At 31.5% G+C, this 19,554-nt stretch carries 16 protein-coding genes; 13 read left to right on the top strand and 3 right to left on the bottom strand.

Annotation, left to right across the window (positions count from 1 at the left end):
- Nucleotides 1–20 precede the first annotated feature (20 nt).
- The 4 genes from WNY78_RS11735 to WNY78_RS11720 all read left to right on the top strand — a co-directional run bounded on the left by WNY78_RS11735 (nucleotide 21) and on the right by WNY78_RS11720 (nucleotide 4,326).
- Nucleotides 21–587, top strand: a complete 567-nt coding sequence (locus WNY78_RS11735) for a phosphoribosylglycinamide formyltransferase (RefSeq protein ID WP_342873393.1) — start codon at nucleotides 21–23, stop codon at nucleotides 585–587.
- 127 nt (nucleotides 588–714) lie between these two features.
- The gene (locus tag WNY78_RS11730) at nucleotides 715–1,356 is read left to right on the top strand and encodes a ribonuclease H family protein (protein ID WP_342873392.1); all 642 of its coding nucleotides are present in this window, start codon (nucleotides 715–717) and stop codon (nucleotides 1,354–1,356) included.
- 55 nt (nucleotides 1,357–1,411) lie between these two features.
- Nucleotides 1,412–2,338, top strand: a complete 927-nt coding sequence (locus WNY78_RS11725) for a PfkB family carbohydrate kinase (RefSeq protein ID WP_342873391.1) — start codon at nucleotides 1,412–1,414, stop codon at nucleotides 2,336–2,338.
- Nucleotides 2,339–2,427: 89 nt separating this feature from the next.
- Complete coding sequence (locus tag WNY78_RS11720) at nucleotides 2,428–4,326, top strand: amidophosphoribosyltransferase (RefSeq protein ID WP_342873390.1); 1,899 nt, start codon at nucleotides 2,428–2,430, stop codon at nucleotides 4,324–4,326.
- A 571-nt stretch (nucleotides 4,327–4,897) separates the two neighbouring features.
- Here WNY78_RS11720 and WNY78_RS11715 read toward each other — a convergent pair.
- Nucleotides 4,898–5,506 carry a superoxide dismutase gene (locus tag WNY78_RS11715; RefSeq protein WP_342873389.1) on the bottom strand — a complete coding sequence of 203 codons (609 nt, stop codon included), beginning with the start codon at nucleotides 5,504–5,506 and terminating at the stop codon, nucleotides 4,898–4,900.
- A gap of 114 nt (nucleotides 5,507–5,620) precedes the next feature.
- On the opposite strand from WNY78_RS11715, the gene WNY78_RS11710 reads away from it, so the two are divergent.
- From WNY78_RS11710 to WNY78_RS11690, 5 genes are all read left to right on the top strand, one after another.
- Nucleotides 5,621–8,782 (top strand): UvrD-helicase domain-containing protein, encoded by a 3,162-nt coding sequence (locus tag WNY78_RS11710; RefSeq protein WP_342873388.1) that lies wholly within the window; start codon nucleotides 5,621–5,623, stop codon nucleotides 8,780–8,782.
- Nucleotides 8,783–8,805: 23 nt separating this feature from the next.
- The gene (gene kbl / locus WNY78_RS11705; RefSeq protein WP_342873387.1) at nucleotides 8,806–9,999 is read left to right on the top strand and encodes a glycine C-acetyltransferase; all 1,194 of its coding nucleotides are present in this window, start codon (nucleotides 8,806–8,808) and stop codon (nucleotides 9,997–9,999) included.
- 124 nt (nucleotides 10,000–10,123) lie between these two features.
- Nucleotides 10,124–11,482, top strand: coding sequence for an OmpA family protein (locus WNY78_RS11700; protein ID WP_342873386.1), 1,359 nt, complete (start codon nucleotides 10,124–10,126; stop codon nucleotides 11,480–11,482).
- Nucleotides 11,483–11,724: 242 nt separating this feature from the next.
- Nucleotides 11,725–14,487, top strand: coding sequence for a PD-(D/E)XK nuclease family protein (locus WNY78_RS11695; protein WP_342873385.1), 2,763 nt, complete (start codon nucleotides 11,725–11,727; stop codon nucleotides 14,485–14,487).
- Nucleotides 14,484–15,326: an alpha/beta hydrolase gene (locus WNY78_RS11690; RefSeq protein ID WP_342873384.1), complete on the top strand. Its 843-nt coding sequence runs from the start codon at nucleotides 14,484–14,486 to the stop codon at nucleotides 15,324–15,326. Before WNY78_RS11695 ends, WNY78_RS11690 begins: the two co-directional genes overlap by 4 nt.
- Before the next feature lie 36 nt (nucleotides 15,327–15,362).
- On the opposite strand, the gene WNY78_RS11685 is transcribed toward WNY78_RS11690, so the two are convergent.
- The gene (locus WNY78_RS11685; protein ID WP_342873383.1) at nucleotides 15,363–16,160 is read right to left on the bottom strand and encodes a universal stress protein; all 798 of its coding nucleotides are present in this window, start codon (nucleotides 16,158–16,160) and stop codon (nucleotides 15,363–15,365) included.
- A 58-nt stretch (nucleotides 16,161–16,218) separates the two neighbouring features.
- On the opposite strand from WNY78_RS11685, the gene WNY78_RS11680 reads away from it, so the two are divergent.
- The 3 genes from WNY78_RS11680 to WNY78_RS11670 are packed head-to-tail and all read left to right on the top strand — an operon-like array spanning nucleotide 16,219 to nucleotide 18,228.
- Nucleotides 16,219–16,719, top strand: a complete 501-nt coding sequence (locus WNY78_RS11680) for a GNAT family N-acetyltransferase (protein ID WP_342873382.1) — start codon at nucleotides 16,219–16,221, stop codon at nucleotides 16,717–16,719.
- Nucleotides 16,716–18,050: an MATE family efflux transporter gene (locus WNY78_RS11675; protein WP_342873381.1), complete on the top strand. Its 1,335-nt coding sequence runs from the start codon at nucleotides 16,716–16,718 to the stop codon at nucleotides 18,048–18,050. The genes WNY78_RS11680 and WNY78_RS11675 overlap by 4 nt, the downstream gene beginning before the upstream one ends.
- Before the next feature lie 25 nt (nucleotides 18,051–18,075).
- The gene (locus WNY78_RS11670) at nucleotides 18,076–18,228 is read left to right on the top strand and encodes a hypothetical protein (protein WP_342873380.1); all 153 of its coding nucleotides are present in this window, start codon (nucleotides 18,076–18,078) and stop codon (nucleotides 18,226–18,228) included.
- 103 nt (nucleotides 18,229–18,331) lie between these two features.
- On the opposite strand, the gene WNY78_RS11665 is transcribed toward WNY78_RS11670, so the two are convergent.
- Entirely contained in the window at nucleotides 18,332–18,988 is a 657-nt protein-coding gene (locus WNY78_RS11665; RefSeq protein ID WP_342873379.1) for a 2OG-Fe(II) oxygenase, read from the bottom strand.
- 110 nt (nucleotides 18,989–19,098) lie between these two features.
- On the opposite strand from WNY78_RS11665, the gene WNY78_RS11660 reads away from it, so the two are divergent.
- Entirely contained in the window at nucleotides 19,099–19,551 is a 453-nt protein-coding gene (locus WNY78_RS11660; protein ID WP_342873378.1) for a 6-carboxytetrahydropterin synthase, read from the top strand.
- The last annotated feature ends 3 nt before the right edge of the window (nucleotides 19,552–19,554 follow it).

Genomic DNA, 19,554 nt, shown 5'->3' with positions numbered 1-19,554 from the left:
CACTAACTGATTGTCTGTAAATGAAACGTATTGTAATTTTTGCGTCCGGAAGTGGCACTAATGCTGAAAATTTAATTAAGTTTTTTCACAACAGAGAAAATGCTTCTGTCATTCAGGTACTTACTAACAATCCTCATGCCAAAGTTTTAGATCGTGCCAAAAAGCTTAAAGTTAGTGCGCTATCATTCAATAAAATAGCTTTAACTGAAACTGATGATATTTTAAATCTCTTAATAACATCACAACCAGATTTAATAATACTAGCTGGTTTTTTATGGATGTTTCCGAAGAAAATTTTAAACAAGTTTCCAAATAAAGTCATTAATATACATCCTGCGTTGTTACCTAAATATGGAGGAAAAGGCATGTATGGTATGAAAGTTCATGAAGCTATTGTTGCTAATAAAGAAACCGAAACTGGGATTACCATACATTATGTGAATGAACATTATGATGAAGGTGCAATAATTTTTCAGTCGAAATGTGCTGTGCTCGACACTGATTCTGTTCAAGATGTTGCAGATAAAATTCACAAATTGGAGATGGAGCATTTTCCTGAGGTGGTAGATAAATTATTAAATAAATAGATTGTGTCATTCAGAAGGAGGCACTACTGAAGAATCTCTAGACCTTATAATATAAAAGATTCTTCGTTATCGCTCAGAATGACAAGACATTAAATTAAAGAGATTTCCATTTTAACGGAAACTAAAAATGAGTAAAAAGAAAAAAAAATATTATACCGTTTGGAAAGGTCACCATACAGGTGTCTTTGAATCCTGGAATGATTGTAAAGCACAAATCAAAAATTTTGAAGGTGCACAATACAAGTCCTTCGCTACATTTGATGCTGCCAAAGCAGCTTTAAAAGGAAACTACTTTGATTATATAGGAAAAAATAAATCTTTTAAAAGTGAACTCACAGCTGAACAACTCAAAAAAATAGGGAAACCAAATTACAACTCCATTGCTGTTGATGCTGCGTCATCTGGTAATCCAGGAATTATGGAATATCGTGGTGTAGACACCAAAACAAAAAAACAATTATTTATTCAAGGTCCCTTTGCGCAAGGCACAAATAATTTAGGAGAGTTTTTAGCACTTGTACATGGATTAGGATTTCTAAAAAAACACGATAGTGATCGTATCTTATATACAGACTCTAAAACAGCCATGAGTTGGGTGCGCAAAAAAACATGCAACTCAAAGTTAGAACGCAATGAAAAGAACAAGCCTGTTTATGATTTGGTAGATCGTGCTGTGCAATGGTTGAAAGATAATGACTACAAAACGACTATTGTGAAATGGGAAACCAAAGCTTGGGGAGAAATTCCTGCAGATTTTGGTCGAAAATAAATTCGCAATTTAGTCCTTAAAAACTGTATATTTGCAGCAAATTTTAAAACGCTTTATGAGCAAATTAGTTATAGTTGGTACAGTAGCTTTCGATGCTATTGAAACACCATTTGGAAAAACAGACAAAATTCTTGGAGGCGCAGCTACCTATATCGGTTTATCTGCTTCAAATTTCAATGTTGATGCAGCAGCAGTATCTGTTGTAGGTGGAGATTTTCCGCAGAAATATTTAGATCTTTTATCTGATAGAAACGTTAATACAGAAGGTATTGAAATTGTAAAAGATGGCAAAACATTTTTTTGGAGTGGTAAATATCATAACGATATGAATTCTCGTGACACCTTAGTAACAGAGCTAAATGTTTTAGAACATTTTAATCCTGTTGTGCCTGAAGCATATAGAGATGCAGAAGTTGTGATGCTTGGAAATTTACATCCAATGGTACAACAAGGTGTGTTAGACCAAATGTCTAAAAAGCCTAAATTGGCTATTTTAGATACCATGAATTTTTGGATGGACATCGCATTAGACGATTTACTATCAGTTATTAAAAATGTAGATGTTATTACTATTAATGATGAAGAAGCGAGACAATTAACGGGAGAATACTCTTTAGTTGTTGCAGCTAGAAAGATTCATGAAATGGGACCAAAGTATGTGGTGATCAAAAAAGGAGAACATGGCGCTTTATTATTTCATGATGACCATATGTTCTATGCACCAGCTTTACCTTTAGAAGAAGTTTTTGATCCAACTGGAGCAGGAGATACATTTGCTGGAGGATTTGCAGGTTATTTAGCAAAGACAGAAGATTACAGTTTTGAGAATATGAAAAACGCAGTCATCTATGGATCAACACTAGCATCTTTTTGTGTAGAAAAATTTGGAACAGAACGTATGCAAAATTTAACCAAAGACGATGTCGAGTATCGATTAAAAGACTTTAAGAGACTCACTCAATTTAATATTGAATTAACATAAACCAACGCGCTCAAAATTGAGCGCGTTTTTTATTTTATACTAAACCCGAAATTTATAATTTTGGAAGACTTAAAAACAATAACATACCAATGAGCGATGCTTTAAAACATGAATGCGGAATTGCACTCATAAGACTCAAAAAACCATTAGAATTCTACAAAGAAAAATATGGAAGTGCATTTTATGGCGTAAATAAAATGTATCTCTTAATGGAAAAACAACACAATCGTGGACAAGATGGTGCTGGTTTTGCAAGTATTAAGTTAGATACAAAACCTGGAGAACGTTATATAAGTCGTGTACGCTCAATTGCTCAACAACCCATACAAGATATTTTTGCTCAAATTAATGAACGTATTAATGATGAGCTAACAAATCATCCAGAATATCAAGACAATGTAGCGCTTCAAAAACAACATATTCCATACATTGGAGAGTTGTTTTTAGGTCACGTTCGTTATGGTACTTTTGGCAAGAACAGTGTGGAGAGTGTTCATCCTTTTTTAAGACAAAATAATTGGATGCACAGAAACCTTATTGTTGCAGGTAACTTTAATATGACCAATGTAAATGAGTTATTTGATGGATTAGTAAAAATAGGACAACATCCAAAAGAAAAGGCAGATACCATTACGATAATGGAAAAAATTGGTCATTTCTTGGATGATGCTGTTGCAAAAATTTATAAAAAACTTAAAAAAGAAGGTTATAATAAAAACGAATGTTCGCCATTAATTGCAGAGCGTTTAAATGTTGCCAAAATATTAAAGAAAGCTGCTAAAAATTGGGATGGTGGTTATGCAATGGCTGGATTATTAGGTCATGGAGATTCGTTTGTTTTACGTGATCCTTCTGGGATTAGACCAGCATATTATTATGAAGATGATGAAATTGTTGTTGTTGCCTCAGAACGTCCAGTGATACAAACCGTTTTTAATGTAGATTTTGATGATGTTAAAGAATTAGCACCAGGTCATGCCATTATTACAAAAAAATCTGGTGACGTATTTATCGAACAAATTTTAGAACCTCTAGAACGTAAAGCGTGTTCTTTTGAACGTATTTATTTTTCTCGAGGAAGCGATGCAGAAATCTATCAAGAACGTAAAAACTTAGGAAAATTGTTAATGCCTAAAGTATTAGAAGCAATTGATGGTGATACAAAAAATTCGGTGTTTTCATATATTCCAAATACTGCGGAAACATCTTTCTATGGTATGATTGAAACTGTTGAGCAACACCTTAACGAACAAAAAACAAAAGCTATATTGGAAGGGAATGGTAAACTTTCCGCAGAAAAAGTTACCGAGATCCTATCTGAAAGACCTCGTATTGAAAAAATAGCGATTAAGGATGTTAAACTAAGAACCTTTATTACAGAAGATAGTAGTCGTGATGATTTAGTGGCTCACGTTTATGATGTCACTTATGGTGTTATTAAACCAACTGATAACCTTGTTATTATTGACGATAGTATTGTAAGAGGTACAACGCTTAAAATGAGTATTATTAAAATGATGGACCGACTCCATCCTAAACAAATTATTGTTGTGTCGTCTGCACCACAAATTCGATATCCAGATTGTTATGGGATTGATATGGCTAATCTAGAAAGTTTGATTGCTTTTAGAGCAATGTTATCACTATTGAAAGAAAATGATAAATACCATTTAATTGAAGAGGTCTATCATAAATGCAAAGCACAATTAAAACTTAAAGATATAGAGGTTAAAAATTATGTAAAGGATTTATATGGTCAATTTACAGCAGATGAGATATCAGATAAAATTGCTGAGTTAATTTCTGACACTTCTGTAAAGGCGAAAGTGAAAACTATTTTTCAACCTATTGAAAATTTACACAAGGCTTGTCCTAAAAATTTAGGCGATTGGTACTTTACTGGAAACTACCCTACACCTGGAGGTAATCGTGTGGTTAACAGAGCGTTTGTCAATTTTTATGAAGGAAATAAAGAAAGAGCTTACTAGATAAAATGCATATAACTGTCACTTTATCCAAGAAAATATGCTTTTTACCTGATAAATAGGTATTTCGTCTAATTTTTAGCAACCTATATATAAATAACGCATACATTGGACTCACCATAACATAAGTAGGTTAAGTTCATGGTAGATTTGGGGCAAAAAAAGGTGAACATCTGTTCACCTTTTTTTATGGTTACAACTCAAGTATTATTTCTTAAGTACAAATCTCAACACATCCTTTTAAGATTTCGTTAATTCGTAGTGTGCATGTTTTCACTTGCTAGCACCATTATATTGTATTTTTAAAAACAAAAAGTATCCTATTTCCTCGTTTAAGCCAATTTATTCGTCGTTGGTCTAAAAATTAATGCATTAACTAAAAGTGCTGTTATATTTGTTTCACCATAACATAAGTAGGTTAAGTTTATGGTAGATTTGGGGCAAAAAAGGTGAACTCTCGTTCACCTTTTTTCATTTTTAGTCCATTCGTAATTTAAATCTTTTCTATTTTTTAATAAGCATAAAAAAAAGCAAACCCAATGAGTTTGCTTTCTTAAAATTTATGTGATGAAAACTATTTAGCTTCTGCGTAACGACGTTCAACTTCATTCCAGTTAACAACATTAAAAAATGCGCTAATGTAATCTGGTCTTCTATTTTGATAGTTTAAGTAGTATGCATGTTCCCAAACATCTATTCCTAAAATTGGTGTTCCTCCACAAGTTACTCCAGGCATTAATGGATTGTCTTGGTTTGGAGTTGAACATACTTCAACTTTTCCTCCTTTATGAACGCACAACCAAGCCCATCCAGATCCAAATTGAGTTGCTGCAGCATTACTAAAAGCTTCAATAAAAGCATCTTTAGATCCAAAAGCAGCATCAATTGCATCTTTTAAATCTCCAGAAAGATACCCTCTATCTTCTGGATTCATTACTTCCCAGTATAAAGAATGGTTATAAAAACCTCCTCCATTGTTTCTAACAGCACTATTTTTCATATCTAGATTACCTAAGATATTTTCAATAGATTTTCCTTCTAAATCTGTGCCTTCAATTGCTGCATTTAATTTATTAGTATAACCTTGGTGATGTTTAGTGTGATGTATTTCCATTGTACGAGCGTCGATATTTGGTTCTAGAGCGTCGTATGCATATTTTAATTTCGGTAATTCGAAAGCCATAATATTATTGGTTTTTATTGTTAATATTTAATTCATTCAAATTTAAGCATAATACAGCGCAATTAAAAATATTAAATATCTATGAGTTCATAGATATTTAATATAATTTTAAGCGTGCAAAATAAATCTCAATTTACAATTTACAATGCTTCTGCAGGAAGTGGAAAAACCTATACGCTAGTAAAGGATTATCTCAGGCTATTGTTTCAATCTAAAAGCAGGTTGACATTTAGAAATATTCTAGCGCTTACGTTTACAAATAAAGCTGTTGGCGAAATGAAAGAGCGTATTATTGATATGCTTAAAGAATTTTCCGAAGAAAAAATTATTGAGAACCCAAACGACATGTTTGAGGATTTAAGTAGTGAGCTTGAAATTTCACCAAAAGATCTTCACCAAAGATCAAAACTATTGCTGGAGACCATTGTTCATAATTATGCAGCTTTTGATATTTCTACTATTGATAAGTTTAACCATAAACTTATTAGAACCTTTGCTTTTGATCTCAAGTTACCCGTAAATTTTGAAGTTGAATTAGATACAGCTTCTATTTTAGCAAAAGCTGTTGATAAACTTATTGATAAAGCTGGAAGTGATGATGAACTCACTAAGGTATTGGTAGATTTTGCGATTGAAAAAGCTGATGATGATAAAAGCTGGGACATTTCTTATGATTTTAATACCATAGCTCAACTATTAGTTAAGGAAAATGATATTACATATTTAAATGACATTAAGGATAAATCTTTGAGTGATTTTAAGGCTCTAAAAAGTAATTTACAGAAACAATACAACGTATTAACTTCACAAGTCACTGAAGTTGCAAAAAGTATTCTATCATTAATAGAACAATCACAATTAGAACATAACGATTTTACAAGCAGTTATATACCCAAACATTTTATTAAACTTTCCGAAGAAAATTTCAACGTCTCTTTTTCTCCCAAATGGCAAATTGATTTAGTAGAAGGAGGTTCTATATTTCCTAAACGTGTAACACCTGATGTAGGAAATACCATCGAAAGTATACGTCCTCAATTAATTGAAGCTTTTTTGAGAACTAAAACAGCTATATTTCAAATTAAATTCTTAAAAAACGCTTTAAAAAATATCACGCCTTTATCTGTTTTGAGTGCCATTGGTAAAACTCTTCAAGATATTAAAGATGAAGACGATATATTATTAATCTCAGAATTTAATGCCATCATAAATACTGAAATAAACCAACAACCTGCTCCATATATTTATGAACGGATTGGAGAAAAGTTTAAGCACTATTTTATTGATGAATTTCAGGATACTTCGCAATTACAATGGGAAAACTTAATTCCGTTAATTAATAATGTGGTTTCTGGAGAAAATTTAAAAGGAGAAACTGGCACTTCTATGTTAGTTGGCGATGCAAAACAAGCTATTTACAGATGGCGTGGCGGACGAGCAGAACAATTTATAAATCTTTACAATGAAAGTCAAAATCCACTTGCTGTTCAACAAATTGTAAAAAACCTTCCAGATAATTATCGTAGTCATAAAACCATTGTAGAATTCAATAACACGTTTTTTAATCATATTGCAGATGTTTCATTTACAAATAAACAGCACAAACAGATCTATAAAAATGCATCACAGAACATAATCATTGATAAAATGGGTTATGTAGAACTATCCTTTTTAAACACTGAAGATGTAGACAAAAACGAACTACAATGTGAAGCCGTTTTAAACACTATAAAAAAGGCAGAAAGTAACGGTTTTAAAAGAAAAGATATTTGCATCATTGTTAGAAAAAAGAAAGAGGGTTTCGCAATTGCAGAATATTTAAGCGATTTAAATATTGATATTATTTCTTCGGAAAGTTTATTACTCAAAAATTCTCCAGAAGTACAGTTTATCAGCCAGATAATAACTTTGAGTTTACAACCTCAAAACCATGCAATAAAAACCACCCTTTTAAATTTCATTGCTGAAAATAAATTGCAGTTAGAAGATACTCATGAATTTTATGAAAGTCTTGTGCATTTAAAAAACGATTCTTTCTTTAAAAAACTAAACTCATTTGGTTTTGATTTTGATTACAGTAATTTTTTACAACTCCCAATTTATGAAGCCATAGAAAGTATCATTAGAGGATTTGAATTAAATAAAACATCTAATGCCTATTTACAATTTTACTTAGATGAAGTTTTTGATTACTCACAAAAGTATAATGCAAGTTTTCAAGGGTTATTAGACTATTGGGAACGTAAAAAAGATACGTTAAGCATTGTATCTCCTTCTGGAAAAGATGCTATACAAATAATGACGATCCATAAATCTAAAGGGTTAGAATTTCCGGTAGTTATTTTCCCGTATGCAAATCAAGATATTTATTTTGATATGAGTCCTAAAATTTGGTTTCCTGTAAATAAGGACAATTTTAATGGATTCTCTAACCTATATATTACTATTAATAAAGATTTAGAATCCTTTAGTGAATTAGGAGCAGAGATTTATTCAACTTATCGATCGCAATTAGAACTAGATAGTTTAAACCTGTTATATGTTGTTTTGACTAGAGCAATTGAGCAATTGTATATTATTTCAGAATATGATGTCGATAAAAAAACGGGTAATGAAAAACTAACGCTTTATTCAGGATTGTTTATCAATTACCTTAAAGCTCTCGGTAAATGGAATGATAATCAATTAGAGTATAGCTTTGGTGAGGACAAAAAAACTTCCGAAGAAAAAATAAAAAAAGAAGAACATATTACCATTGAGCAAGGTCAATTGATTTCTACTAGAAAAGAAGATCACAATCTTAATATCATAACTAATTCTGGCTATTTATGGGATACTGCTCAAGAAAAAGCAATTGAACGTGGTGATCTTGTTCATAACATCATGGCTCATATCAAAACACCAGCCGATGTTAGCTTTGCCCTAGATCATTTTTTAAGTTCTGGTAGTATTAACGATGTTCAATATGACGAACTTAAAATCCTTATATCTCGCATCATAAATCACGAGCAACTACAACCCTATTTTGAGATTACAAATACGGTATATAATGAACAGGATATCATATCTAAAACTGGAAAACTATTTAGACCAGACCGAGTTGTTGTCAATGCAAATAATCAAACTGTAATTATAGATTACAAAACTGGGTTACAGGACTCAAAACATAAAGAGCAACTATTTGACTACCAACTCATTTTAGAAGAAATGAATTTTAAAGTCATAAAAAAAGTGCTTATTTATATTAACGATGAGATAGTTATAAAAGAATTTTAAATTTGTAAAAAATCAAACCAATTATGTACGGAAAAATCCAACAGCACTTACAAAACGAAATAGAATCTATAAAAAACGATGGTCTCTTTAAAGAAGAACGCTTTATTACATCACCTCAAGGCGCAGAAATAAGCTTATCTACAGGACAAACAGTTCTAAATTTTTGTGCGAACAATTATTTAGGCTTATCGTCTCATCCAGATGTAATTCAGGCTGCAAAAGATGCTATGGATACTCATGGATTTGGAATGTCATCTGTTCGTTTTATCTGCGGAACACAAGATATTCACAAAGAACTGGAGCAAAAAATTGCAGATTTCTACGGAACAGAAGACACTATATTATATGCTGCAGCATTTGATGCTAATGGTGGTGTTTTTGAACCTTTGTTAGGAAAAGAAGATGCTATAATTTCAGATTCTTTAAATCATGCATCTATTATAGATGGTGTGAGATTATGTAAAGCGGCTCGATATCGTTATGCCAATAGCAACATGCAGGATCTAGAACAACAACTCATTGCAGCAAATGAAAATGGAGCAAGATTTAAGATTATTGTAACAGATGGTGTGTTTTCTATGGATGGTTTAGTAGCACCTCTAGATGAAATTTGTGACTTGGCAGATAAATATGATGCATTAGTTATGATTGATGAATGTCATGCAACAGGCTTTATAGGTAAAACAGGTAGAGGAACTCTTGAAGAAAAAGGCGTTTTAGGTCGCATTGATATTATTACAGGAACTCTAGGAAAAGCAATGGGTGGTGCAATGGGTGGTTATACAACTGCTAAAAAAGAAGTGATTGAAATTTTACGTCAACGTTCTAGACCTTATTTGTTTTCAAATTCATTAGCTCCTGCAATTGTTGGTGCCTCTATAAAAGTTTTTGATATGCTTGCAAATGATACATCATTGAGAGACACATTAGAAAGCAATACAAATTATTTTAAAAAAGGAATGATAGACGCTGGTTTTGATGTTATTGATGGAGATTCTGCAATTGTACCAGTAATGCTTTATGATGCAAAATTATCTCAAACCATGGCTAAAATGCTGTTAAATGAAGGAATTTATGTGATAGGATTCTTTTTTCCTGTAGTACCTAGAGATAAAGCTAGAATACGTGTTCAACTGTCTGCAGCACACACAAAAGCGCATTTAGACAAGGCGATTACTGCATTTATAAAGGTAGGTAAAGCATTAGAAATTATTTAAAACAATTCCAAACTCCCTATTTATAGTACAATTAATCAATATTTTTTTATATTTGTTTTGTTAATAAAATTTAACAACTTACTTTTGCCTTTAATTAACACTTAAAAATTAAATTATTTTGAATATGAAAAATCTTAGCAGATTATTTTTCGCTTTGTTGCTAGTATTAAGCTTCAATGCTAATGCACAAGATAGCGACAATCCTTGGAAAATCGTTCTTGGTGCTAATGCAGTTGATCTTTATCCTGTTGGAGAAGATGCACCACGTGGTGAGTATTTTGATGAATTCTTCAATGCTGAAGACCACTGGAATATGTTACCTTCATTATCAACTCTATCTGTATCTAGATATTTAGATAGTGGTTTTACATTAACTGCAGCTGGTTCTATTAATGAAATTAGCAAAATTGGAGATTCTACCGCTGACGATTTATCTTACTACGCTTTAGATGGTACTGTATCTTATAGCTTTAAGAAACTTATCAATAAAGATTGGCTTGACCCTTACTTGGGTGCAGGTGGTGGTTACACATGGGTAGATGATATTGGTGCTGGTACTTTAAACGGTACATTAGGTATCAACTTCTGGTTCTCAGATAACGTAGGTATTACTGCTCAAAGTTCATACAAACATGCTTTCGAAGATTACCTTCCAAGTCACTGGCAACATACTTTAGGTCTTGCTATCAAATTTGGTGGAAAAGATACTGATGGTGATGGTATATATGACAAAGATGATGCTTGTCCAGATGTTCCTGGTTTAGAAGCATTCAACGGATGTCCAGATTCTGATAACGATGGTATCGAAGATTCTAAAGATGATTGTCCTAACCAAGCTGGTTTAGCTGAGTTTAACGGTTGTCCTGATGGAGATAGCGATGGTGTTGCTGATAAAGATGATGCTTGTCCAACAGTTGCTGGATTAAAAGCTTTAGGCGGATGTCCTGATGCTGATGGTGACGGTGTTGCTGATAAAGATGATGAATGTCCTAACGAAAAAGGTCCTTCTGCTAATAAAGGATGTCCTTGGCCTGATACTGATGGTGACGGAATCTTAGATAAAGATGATCAATGTCCTAACGAAGCTGGAACTGTAGCAAACAATGGTTGCCCAGAAGTTGATCCAACTCCTGAAGTAATCAAAACTTTAAATGATTACGCTAGAACAATCTTATTTGATACTGGTAAAGCTTCAATTAAAGCTGAATCTAATGAAGTATTAGCTGCAATGACAGCAATCTTTAAAGAGTATCCAAAAGCTGATTTCTCTATCAATGGTCATACTGACAGTGTAGGTTCTAAGAAAACTAACCAGTTATTATCTGAAAGAAGAGCTAACTCAGTAAGAGATTACTTAATCGCAAACGGAATCGATGCAGCTAGATTAACTGCAAATGGTTACGGTGAAGATTATCCTATCGCTAATAACAAAACTAGAAACGGTAGAAAAGAAAACAGACGTGTTGAAGTAAAACTTAAATAAGTTTACATTCACAACATATATAAGTAAAAAAACGCTCCGAAATTCGGAGCGTTTTTTATTTTTATAATAATGAAGTCATTTAATCTTTTTCTTTTGTTGTAAATTTATCTTATCACCTTGCTTTAGACTTTTAAACATAACTTAATTAAGTTTGTGTTATTCAAAAAAAACTCCATCAAGATGAAGAAATCTGTCCCGAAAATTTGGGATTAGCTACAAAATAAAACGTGTAAATTACTCCAATGAGAACATTCATAGATGACGTTATTACAGATTTATTAGATAAAAATCATGATATTTCTCAACTCACATTTGTATTACCTAGTAAACGAGCTGGTACTTTTTTAAAACAAGCTATTTCAAAGCATGTTAAAAAAACTATATTTTCTCCTAACATAGTCTCAATTGAGGAATTTGTTGAAACACTTTCTGATTTTCAATATGCAACCAACGCAGAACTACTTTTTGAGTTCTATGATGTTTATATTAAAAACACTCCTAAAGAACATATAGAACCCTTTGACAAATTTTCTAAATGGGCACAAATACTACTTCAAGACTTTAATGAATTAGATCGTTATTTAATTGAAACGAATAAGGTCTTTGATTATTTAACTGCCATCAAGGAAATTGAAAACTTTCATTGGTCTTTAGATGAAGAACCTACGCAATACATTAAAAATTACCTTCAATTTTGGAATCGTTTAAAAACATATTATACTAAATTTCAAAAACAGCTTAGAGATAAGAAAAAAGGATATCAAGGTTTAATATACAAAGAAGCAGTAGATAATATTGAACAGTACATATCAATAAGTTCAAATAAAAAATTTGTATTCATTGGTTTCAATGCGTTAAACAAAGCAGAAGAACTTATCATACAAGAATTATTGCAACAAGATCTTGCTATCATTTATTGGGATATTGATGAAACCTTTATAAATAACACTATTCATGATGCTGGTTTGTTTACAAGAGCACATAAAGAACAATGGACATATTTTAATACCCATGATTTTAATTGGGTAAAAAGTCATTATTCCGAAGAAAAAAATATTGAAATTATTGGTGCCCCAAAAAATATTAGTCAGATAAAATATGTTGGCGAACTGTTAGAAAACATACATACAAAAAAACAAAACCTCCAAGATGTTGCTGTTATACTAGGTGATGAAACTTTACTTATTCCTTTGCTAAATTCTATCCCTAAATCAATAAAAGCAATTAATATTACAATGGGATTACCGCTTAAAGCAATTCCGTTAGCATCATTATTTGAAAGTCTTTTCATTAGTCACAAATCAACTACTCAAAACCTATATTATAAGGATATAATCAATCTACTATCCAACCCTTTTGTAATGCCTTTATTTGAAAATGAAACATCAAATAGCGCAGAAGAGTTAATTAATCATATACAACTCAATAATAAAGTGTACTTAACGCTAGAAGGGATTAAAGAGATTGTAAGTAACCATAATGATCTTTTAGATATTCTTTTTGATAATTGGGAAGATCAACCTAAAAAGGCACTTAAAAACTGTTCTAGCCTTATTTATCTTATTAAAACAAATTTAGAAAAAGATAAGACCAGTAACCTGCTACCATTAGAATATTTATTCCGTTTTAATCAGGTATTTAATACCCTTGACACTTTAAATTCATCCTTTTCTCATATCAATTCTATTGCAACACTTTTTAGTTTATATAGAGAGCTTATAAAAAGTGAGACCTTAGATTTTAAAGGTGAACCACTTAAAGGCTTGCAAATTATGGGTATGTTAGAATCTAGAGTATTAGATTTTGAAACCGTTATTATAACCTCTGTAAATGAAGGGATTTTACCAGCTGGTAAAAGCAACAACTCATTTATTCCTTTTGATGTGAAAATTGAGAATTCATTACCAACTTATAAAGAAAAAGATGCGGTTTACACCTATCATTTTTATCGGTTGTTACAACGAGCTAAAAACGCTTATATCTTATACAATACAGAACCAGATGTGTTAAATGGAGGCGAAAAAAGCAGATTTATCACACAACTTGAAATTGAAAAGAAACATGACATCAAACATTATATCGTTTCGGCTCAAGTGCCATCCTTAGAAAAAAGTTTAAAACAAATAAAAAAGACACCAAAGGTCATTTCAAAACTTAATAATGTTGCTACAAAAGGGTTTTCACCTTCATCGTTGACTAATTATATGAGAAACCCTATTGACTTTTATTATGAAAAAGTTTTAGGCATTAAGAGATATGAAGACGTTGAAGAGAGTGTCGCCTTCAATACACTAGGAACCGTAATTCATAATACATTAGAAGATTTTTATGAACCTCTCATTGGTAAAATCCTAACAACAGATAACATTAAGGAGATGCGATTAAAAATTGATGCAACTGTAACTTATCATTTCAAAAAGGAATTTAAAGAAGGAGACATTACTAGTGGTAAAAACCTCATCATTTTTGAAATTTCAAAACGTTATATCTCTAATTTTTTAGATGTTGAAATGAAGGATATTAAAAAAGGAAATGCCATCAAAATAATAGCAATTGAAACTAAAAATGATGTACCTATTTATATCGAAAACATTTCAAAAACCGTAAACCTCACAGGTAAAGTTGATCGTGTAGATGAATATAATGGCACCATTAGAATCGTTGACTATAAAACTGGAAAAGTAGATCCTGGAAAAGTAAATATTGTAGATTGGGAAGACATCACAACAGATTATGACAAATACAGCAAAAGCTTTCAAGTATTGATGTACGCTTATATGATGTATAAAGATAATAAGATAAGTTTGCCTGTAGAAGCTGGTATCATATCCTTCAAAAGTTTAAATTCTGGGTTGTTAAAATTTGCAACTAAACCTTCTTCAAATAGTAGAACAAAGGATTATTCTATTACTTCGGAAACTTTAGAGTGCTTCGAGATTGAGCTAAAAAAATTAATTACAGAAATCTTCAATCCAGATGTGAATTTTATAGAAAAGGAAGTATGATATCATTAAATCAAGTTTTATATAGAGGTCATAAAAAACCAATAGTTTGGGATGCCTATTTTAATTCTAACGGAAAGCGAAAACCAATCGTAATTTTTTGTCATGGTTACAAAGGATTTAAGGATTGGGGAGGCTGGAATTTAGTAGCAGAACATTTTAGTCAACAAAATTTATTTTTTGTAAAATTCAACTTCTCACATAATGGTGGCACTATAGAAAATCCAATAGATTTTCACGACTTAGAAGCTTTTGCAGAAAATAATTATAGTAAAGAACTTGATGATTTAGACGCTATGTTAAATCATCTCATTTCCGAAGCATTTGAACATAAAAATGAAATCGATATTTCAAATATCACTTTAATTGGTCATTCTAGAGGTGGTGGAATATCAATCATTAAAACACATGAAGATAAACGTATTACTAAACTCATCACTTGGGCTAGCATTTGTGATTTTGGAAAAAGAACGGCTACCACTGGAGAATTAAAACAATGGCAAAAAGATGGTGTAAAATATGTTTTAAACGGAAGAACAAAACAGCAAATGCCTCATAACTATCAGTTTTATGAAGATTTTAAAGCTCATGAACAGCGTTTGCATATTGAAACTGCTATAAAACATATTGATGTTCCTGTACTAATAATCCATGCTAAAAATGATCCATCTGTGACATTTGATGAAGCAGTAGCTTTGCATTCTTGGAATTCTAAAAACGAATTAGTGCCAATAGAAAACTCCAATCATGTATTTGGCTCAAACCATCCTTGGGAAAACGACAAACTACCTATAGCATTAAAAACCGTAGTTGAAAAAAGTATAGATTTTATAAAAGACTAATTGATTTCAAAATAAGTCAATACGCTATAAAATAGATTATTTCAATCCGCTTAAGACTAAAACTGGTAAACTAGAACTATGAAAATCTTTCTTTAAAATGGTATTACTTTCCCATAACTTAGTGAAGAATCCACGTTTACGTCTCACAACACATAATAAATCTGGTTTATTCGCTTGGTGATGTTCTAAAACACCTTGAAATGTTGTTGGGTTTTCAGAATAGGTCGTTTTAGTAATTAAAGCTGCTAAATTTTCATTCACATCAAAATCGCCTTCATTATAAAACGTTGTTTTTACCAGTAATAAATTAACAATAGATTTAAATTGATTCTTAATATCCTTTAATGGTTGTAACGCTTCGGGTTTCTTAATCTGAGCAGATTTTAACGCCATTAAAATATAAATAATAGGTCTATATGTATATCCTTCTGGTATAATTAAAGCTGGAATATTGGTTTGCTTTATTATTTTTCCAGAGGTCTTACCTAAATACACTTCGTCTTTAATAGAATTAGTTCGAGGTTCTAATAAAATGAGATCTATATCTAAAGCCTCACAAGCCAACTCTATGGTATCTACTAATTTCCCTTTAAAGGTTTTAACAATAACCTCAACACCTTTGGTGTCTATTTTAGCGACATGTTCTTTTAAAAAAGATAAACTTTCTCGTTCTAAAATATGATCTACTTTAATCATAGTACCTGCTTTAGTATAGACATTGAAAATTTGTACAACGTACAATTTAGCGCCAAAAACACGTGCAAAATCTACAGCGTATTGTAAATGACTTTCTGCATTTTTAGAGGATCCAACAGGAACAAGAATAGACTTCATAATCAAATTTTTAAAAGTAACTTTGTAGCATACTATTTTGCAAAGGTAATTATTAAAAATGATACGTAAAGCAACACGAAACGATATTGATGATATAATAAAAATCACCAAGGCATGTGCAAAACACATGATTGATCAAAATATTTTTCAATGGAACGAACATTATCCAAAACCTGAAGCCTTTGAAAATGATGTTGATAGACACGAACTTTATGTATTAGAAATAGAAAACAATATTGCTGGTTGTATTGTAATCTCCACACTTATGGATGAAGAATATAAACCTATAAAATGGCTTACAACAAATACTAACAATATTTATATTCATCGTTTAGCAATCCATCCTAAACATCAAGGTAAAGGTTATGCTCAAAAGTTAATGGAATATGCTGAGGAATATTCAAAAAGCAATAACTATATATCTGTGAGATTAGATACATTCTCTCAAAATCAAAGAAATCAAAAATTTTACGAGAAACGTGGTTATCAAAAACTGGGTGATATCTATTTCCCTAAACAAAGTGAACATCCTTTTCACTGTTATGAACTTGTGTTTTGAAAACAGAAATCACTTTAAAAAACATTAACAAACTCGCAATTCCTGCACTAATATCTGGAGTTGCAGAGCCAATATTATCACTAACAGACACTGCAATTATTGGTAACGTAGATTTTAATGCTGCAGAATCTTTAGCTGCTGTTGGCATCGTTGGCACATTTATTTCTATGCTAATTTGGGTACTAGGTCAAACACGAAGTGCCATCTCCTCTATCGTGTCTCAACATGTTGGCGCAAACAAATTAGACCATGTTAAAAACCTTCCTGCTCAAGCTATTTTTATTATTACATCTATAAGTATTCTCATTATTGTAACGACATTACCTTTTTCTTCGGAAATTTTTAAACTCTACAATGCGTCTGGTACCATTTTAAATTATAGCATTGAGTATTACAATATTCGCGTGTTCGGATTTCCATTTACATTATTCACAATTGCTATTTTCGGAACATTTAGAGGACTACAAAGCACCTACTACCCAATGATTATTGCAATTATTGGTACAATTATAAACATCGTTTTAGACTTTGCTTTTGTTTATGGGATTGAAGGTATTATCAACCCAATGCATATTAAAGGTGCAGCTTATGCAAGCGTCATCGCTCAAATCGTAATGGCTATTTGCTCTGCTTACTATTTACTCAAAAAGACAGATATTTCTTTACGAGTTACATTTCCGCTAAATCCAGAAATTAAAACTTTTATTGTGATGATACTTAATCTTTTTGTGCGCACATTAGCATTAAATGCAACACTTTATTTTGCTACTCGTTTTGCAACATCTTACGGTACAGAGTACATTGCTGCTTATACAATTGCTATTAATCTTTGGTTTTTGGGTGCTTTTATTATAGATGGTTATGCAAGTGCTGGTAATATTCTCTCCGGAAAATTGCTAGGCGAGAAAAATTATAAAAAACTGGTTGAACTCAGTAATTTTCTCATTAAATGCGGACTTGGAGTTGGAATCATACTCACATTATTAGGATTAATAGCTTACAATTTTATTGGTCCAATATTTACAAAAGACCCAAAAGTATTAGAACAATTTTATAACGTGTTTTGGATTGTTCTTGCTATGCAACCCCTTTGTGCGCTCGCTTTTATTTTTGATGGGATGTTTAAAGGTATGGGTAAAATGAAGTTTCTTAGAAATTTACTCCTGCTGTCAACTGGACTTGTATTTATACCATTATTGTTTTTGTTAGATAGTTTTGATCTAAAATTATATGCTGTCTTTATTGCGCTAACCGTTTGGATTATTGCCAGAGGTTTTCCGTTAATCATAAAATTTAGACAACTTTTTTTGTCACTTTCACAAAAGACGTAACTTTGGTCTACAATTAAATTAAAATATGCTTTTAATACATCTTCTCATTCAAGATTCATCAGCTTACGATTCTGGATATACTATTGGCTATGCTATTGGTAAATATTTACCATTCGTAGTTCTAGTTGTAATTGCATTTTTTCTGTTCAGATATTTTAAAAATAAATCTAAAAAATAACCTTATGGATTTTATGTCATTTATTAGTGGAAGTGGACTCTTCCTTATTTTAGGAATCGTTTTGGTAATCGTTTATTTCTATAACCGAAACAAAAAACGTTAGTTACCTTGTTTTTAACCAACCCGTAATACTTAAGCGTTCGGTTTCTACAGGTTTAACTTCGTGCTCTATAAGCTGACTCTCAAAAATCACAATGCGTCCAGGAAAAGGGTAAATTACTTTTTCAGTTTCTATACCATTGTCATCAAGATATAAAACGAGTTCTCCTCCATTTTCTGGTTTCCAATCTTCACTGTTTAAATAGCATACAAAAGATAATTTACGTCTATCATCATTTTGAAATGTATCAATATGACGCTTATAAAAAGTACCTTTAGGATAAAGTGCGTAATGAAATTCTTTATGCAGAATTCCCATAAAACAGGTTTTATTTAGATAAGTAACTAAATCATTTATTTGACCAAAAAACAAATCTTCTGCAGTATTGGAAGTTGTTTCATCAATCCATAAAATATGATCTCCTCTAATAGATTTTATGATTAATTCATTGACACGATTACCAATGGCTGCTTTTTTAAAACAATCTTCTTCATGTTTATTTAGTAGAGATTGTCTTAAATGTGAGACGGTTTCCGAAGAAAAGAAATTATCTATAATACTAAATTGCTGTAATCCGATGTCTTGGATTATTTGCTCATATACTGGGTTTTCAACAAATGGAATCTCTTCGAAAAGTTGATTAGGCAATCCTTCAATCATAACTTTCCTTTTTAAAATTTAAGCTTCCAACGTTAAAAGCGAGCAAATGTAATCTAAAAACCAATTACTTTCACAAAATGAATATCTTTGCATTGAAAACACATAATTAAATGAGTAACATTCGTATCACAAAGCAATTTTCTTTTGAAACTGGCCATGCTTTATATGGTTATGACGGAAAATGTAAAAACGTCCATGGTCACAGTTATCGCTTGGATGTCACAGTTATTGGACAACCTATTACAGATAATACAAATGTAAAATTTGGAATGGTCATTGACTTTACTGATCTCAAAAAAATAGTGAAAGAAGAAATTGTAGATGTATTTGATCATGCAACTGTATTTAATAAAAACACGCCTCATGTTGAACTCGCAAAAGAATTACAAGAGAGAGATCATAATGTGCTTTTGGTAGATTATCAACCTACAAGTGAAATGATGGTCATTGATTTTGCTTCAAAAATTAAAAATCGCTTGCCAAATAATATTAAATTACATTCTTTAAAGCTACAGGAAACAGCAAGCTCATATGCACAGTGGTTTGCTTCAGATAATGACTAAACC

The organism is Psychroserpens sp. AS72, assembly GCF_038900375.1.
GTDB lineage: Bacteria > Bacteroidota > Bacteroidia > Flavobacteriales > Flavobacteriaceae > Psychroserpens.
This window is presented reverse-complemented; position numbering and strand designations above follow the sequence as displayed.

Bases quoted from the DNA above. Each gene is read 5' to 3' on its own strand.
- WNY78_RS11685 (WP_342873383.1), bottom strand. From the start codon at position 16,160: ATGAAGTCTATTCTTGTTCCTGTTGGATCCTCTAAAAATGCAGAAAGT.
- WNY78_RS11670 (WP_342873380.1), top strand. From the start codon at position 18,076: ATGCTTTTAATACATCTTCTCATTCAAGATTCATCAGCTTACGATTCT.
- WNY78_RS11725 (WP_342873391.1), top strand. From the start codon at position 1,412: ATGAGCAAATTAGTTATAGTTGGTACAGTAGCTTTCGATGCTATTGAA.
- WNY78_RS11720 (WP_342873390.1), top strand. From the start codon at position 2,428: ATGAGCGATGCTTTAAAACATGAATGCGGAATTGCACTCATAAGACTC.
- kbl (WP_342873387.1), top strand. From the start codon at position 8,806: ATGTACGGAAAAATCCAACAGCACTTACAAAACGAAATAGAATCTATA.
- WNY78_RS11660 (WP_342873378.1), top strand. From the start codon at position 19,099: ATGAGTAACATTCGTATCACAAAGCAATTTTCTTTTGAAACTGGCCAT.
- WNY78_RS11695 (WP_342873385.1), top strand. From the start codon at position 11,725: ATGAGAACATTCATAGATGACGTTATTACAGATTTATTAGATAAAAAT.
- WNY78_RS11680 (WP_342873382.1), top strand. From the start codon at position 16,219: ATGATACGTAAAGCAACACGAAACGATATTGATGATATAATAAAAATC.
- WNY78_RS11730 (WP_342873392.1), top strand. From the start codon at position 715: ATGAGTAAAAAGAAAAAAAAATATTATACCGTTTGGAAAGGTCACCAT.
- WNY78_RS11715 (WP_342873389.1), bottom strand. From the start codon at position 5,506: ATGGCTTTCGAATTACCGAAATTAAAATATGCATACGACGCTCTAGAA.
- WNY78_RS11700 (WP_342873386.1), top strand. From the start codon at position 10,124: ATGAAAAATCTTAGCAGATTATTTTTCGCTTTGTTGCTAGTATTAAGC.
- WNY78_RS11735 (WP_342873393.1), top strand. From the start codon at position 21: ATGAAACGTATTGTAATTTTTGCGTCCGGAAGTGGCACTAATGCTGAA.
- WNY78_RS11665 (WP_342873379.1), bottom strand. From the start codon at position 18,988: ATGATTGAAGGATTGCCTAATCAACTTTTCGAAGAGATTCCATTTGTT.
- WNY78_RS11690 (WP_342873384.1), top strand. From the start codon at position 14,484: ATGATATCATTAAATCAAGTTTTATATAGAGGTCATAAAAAACCAATA.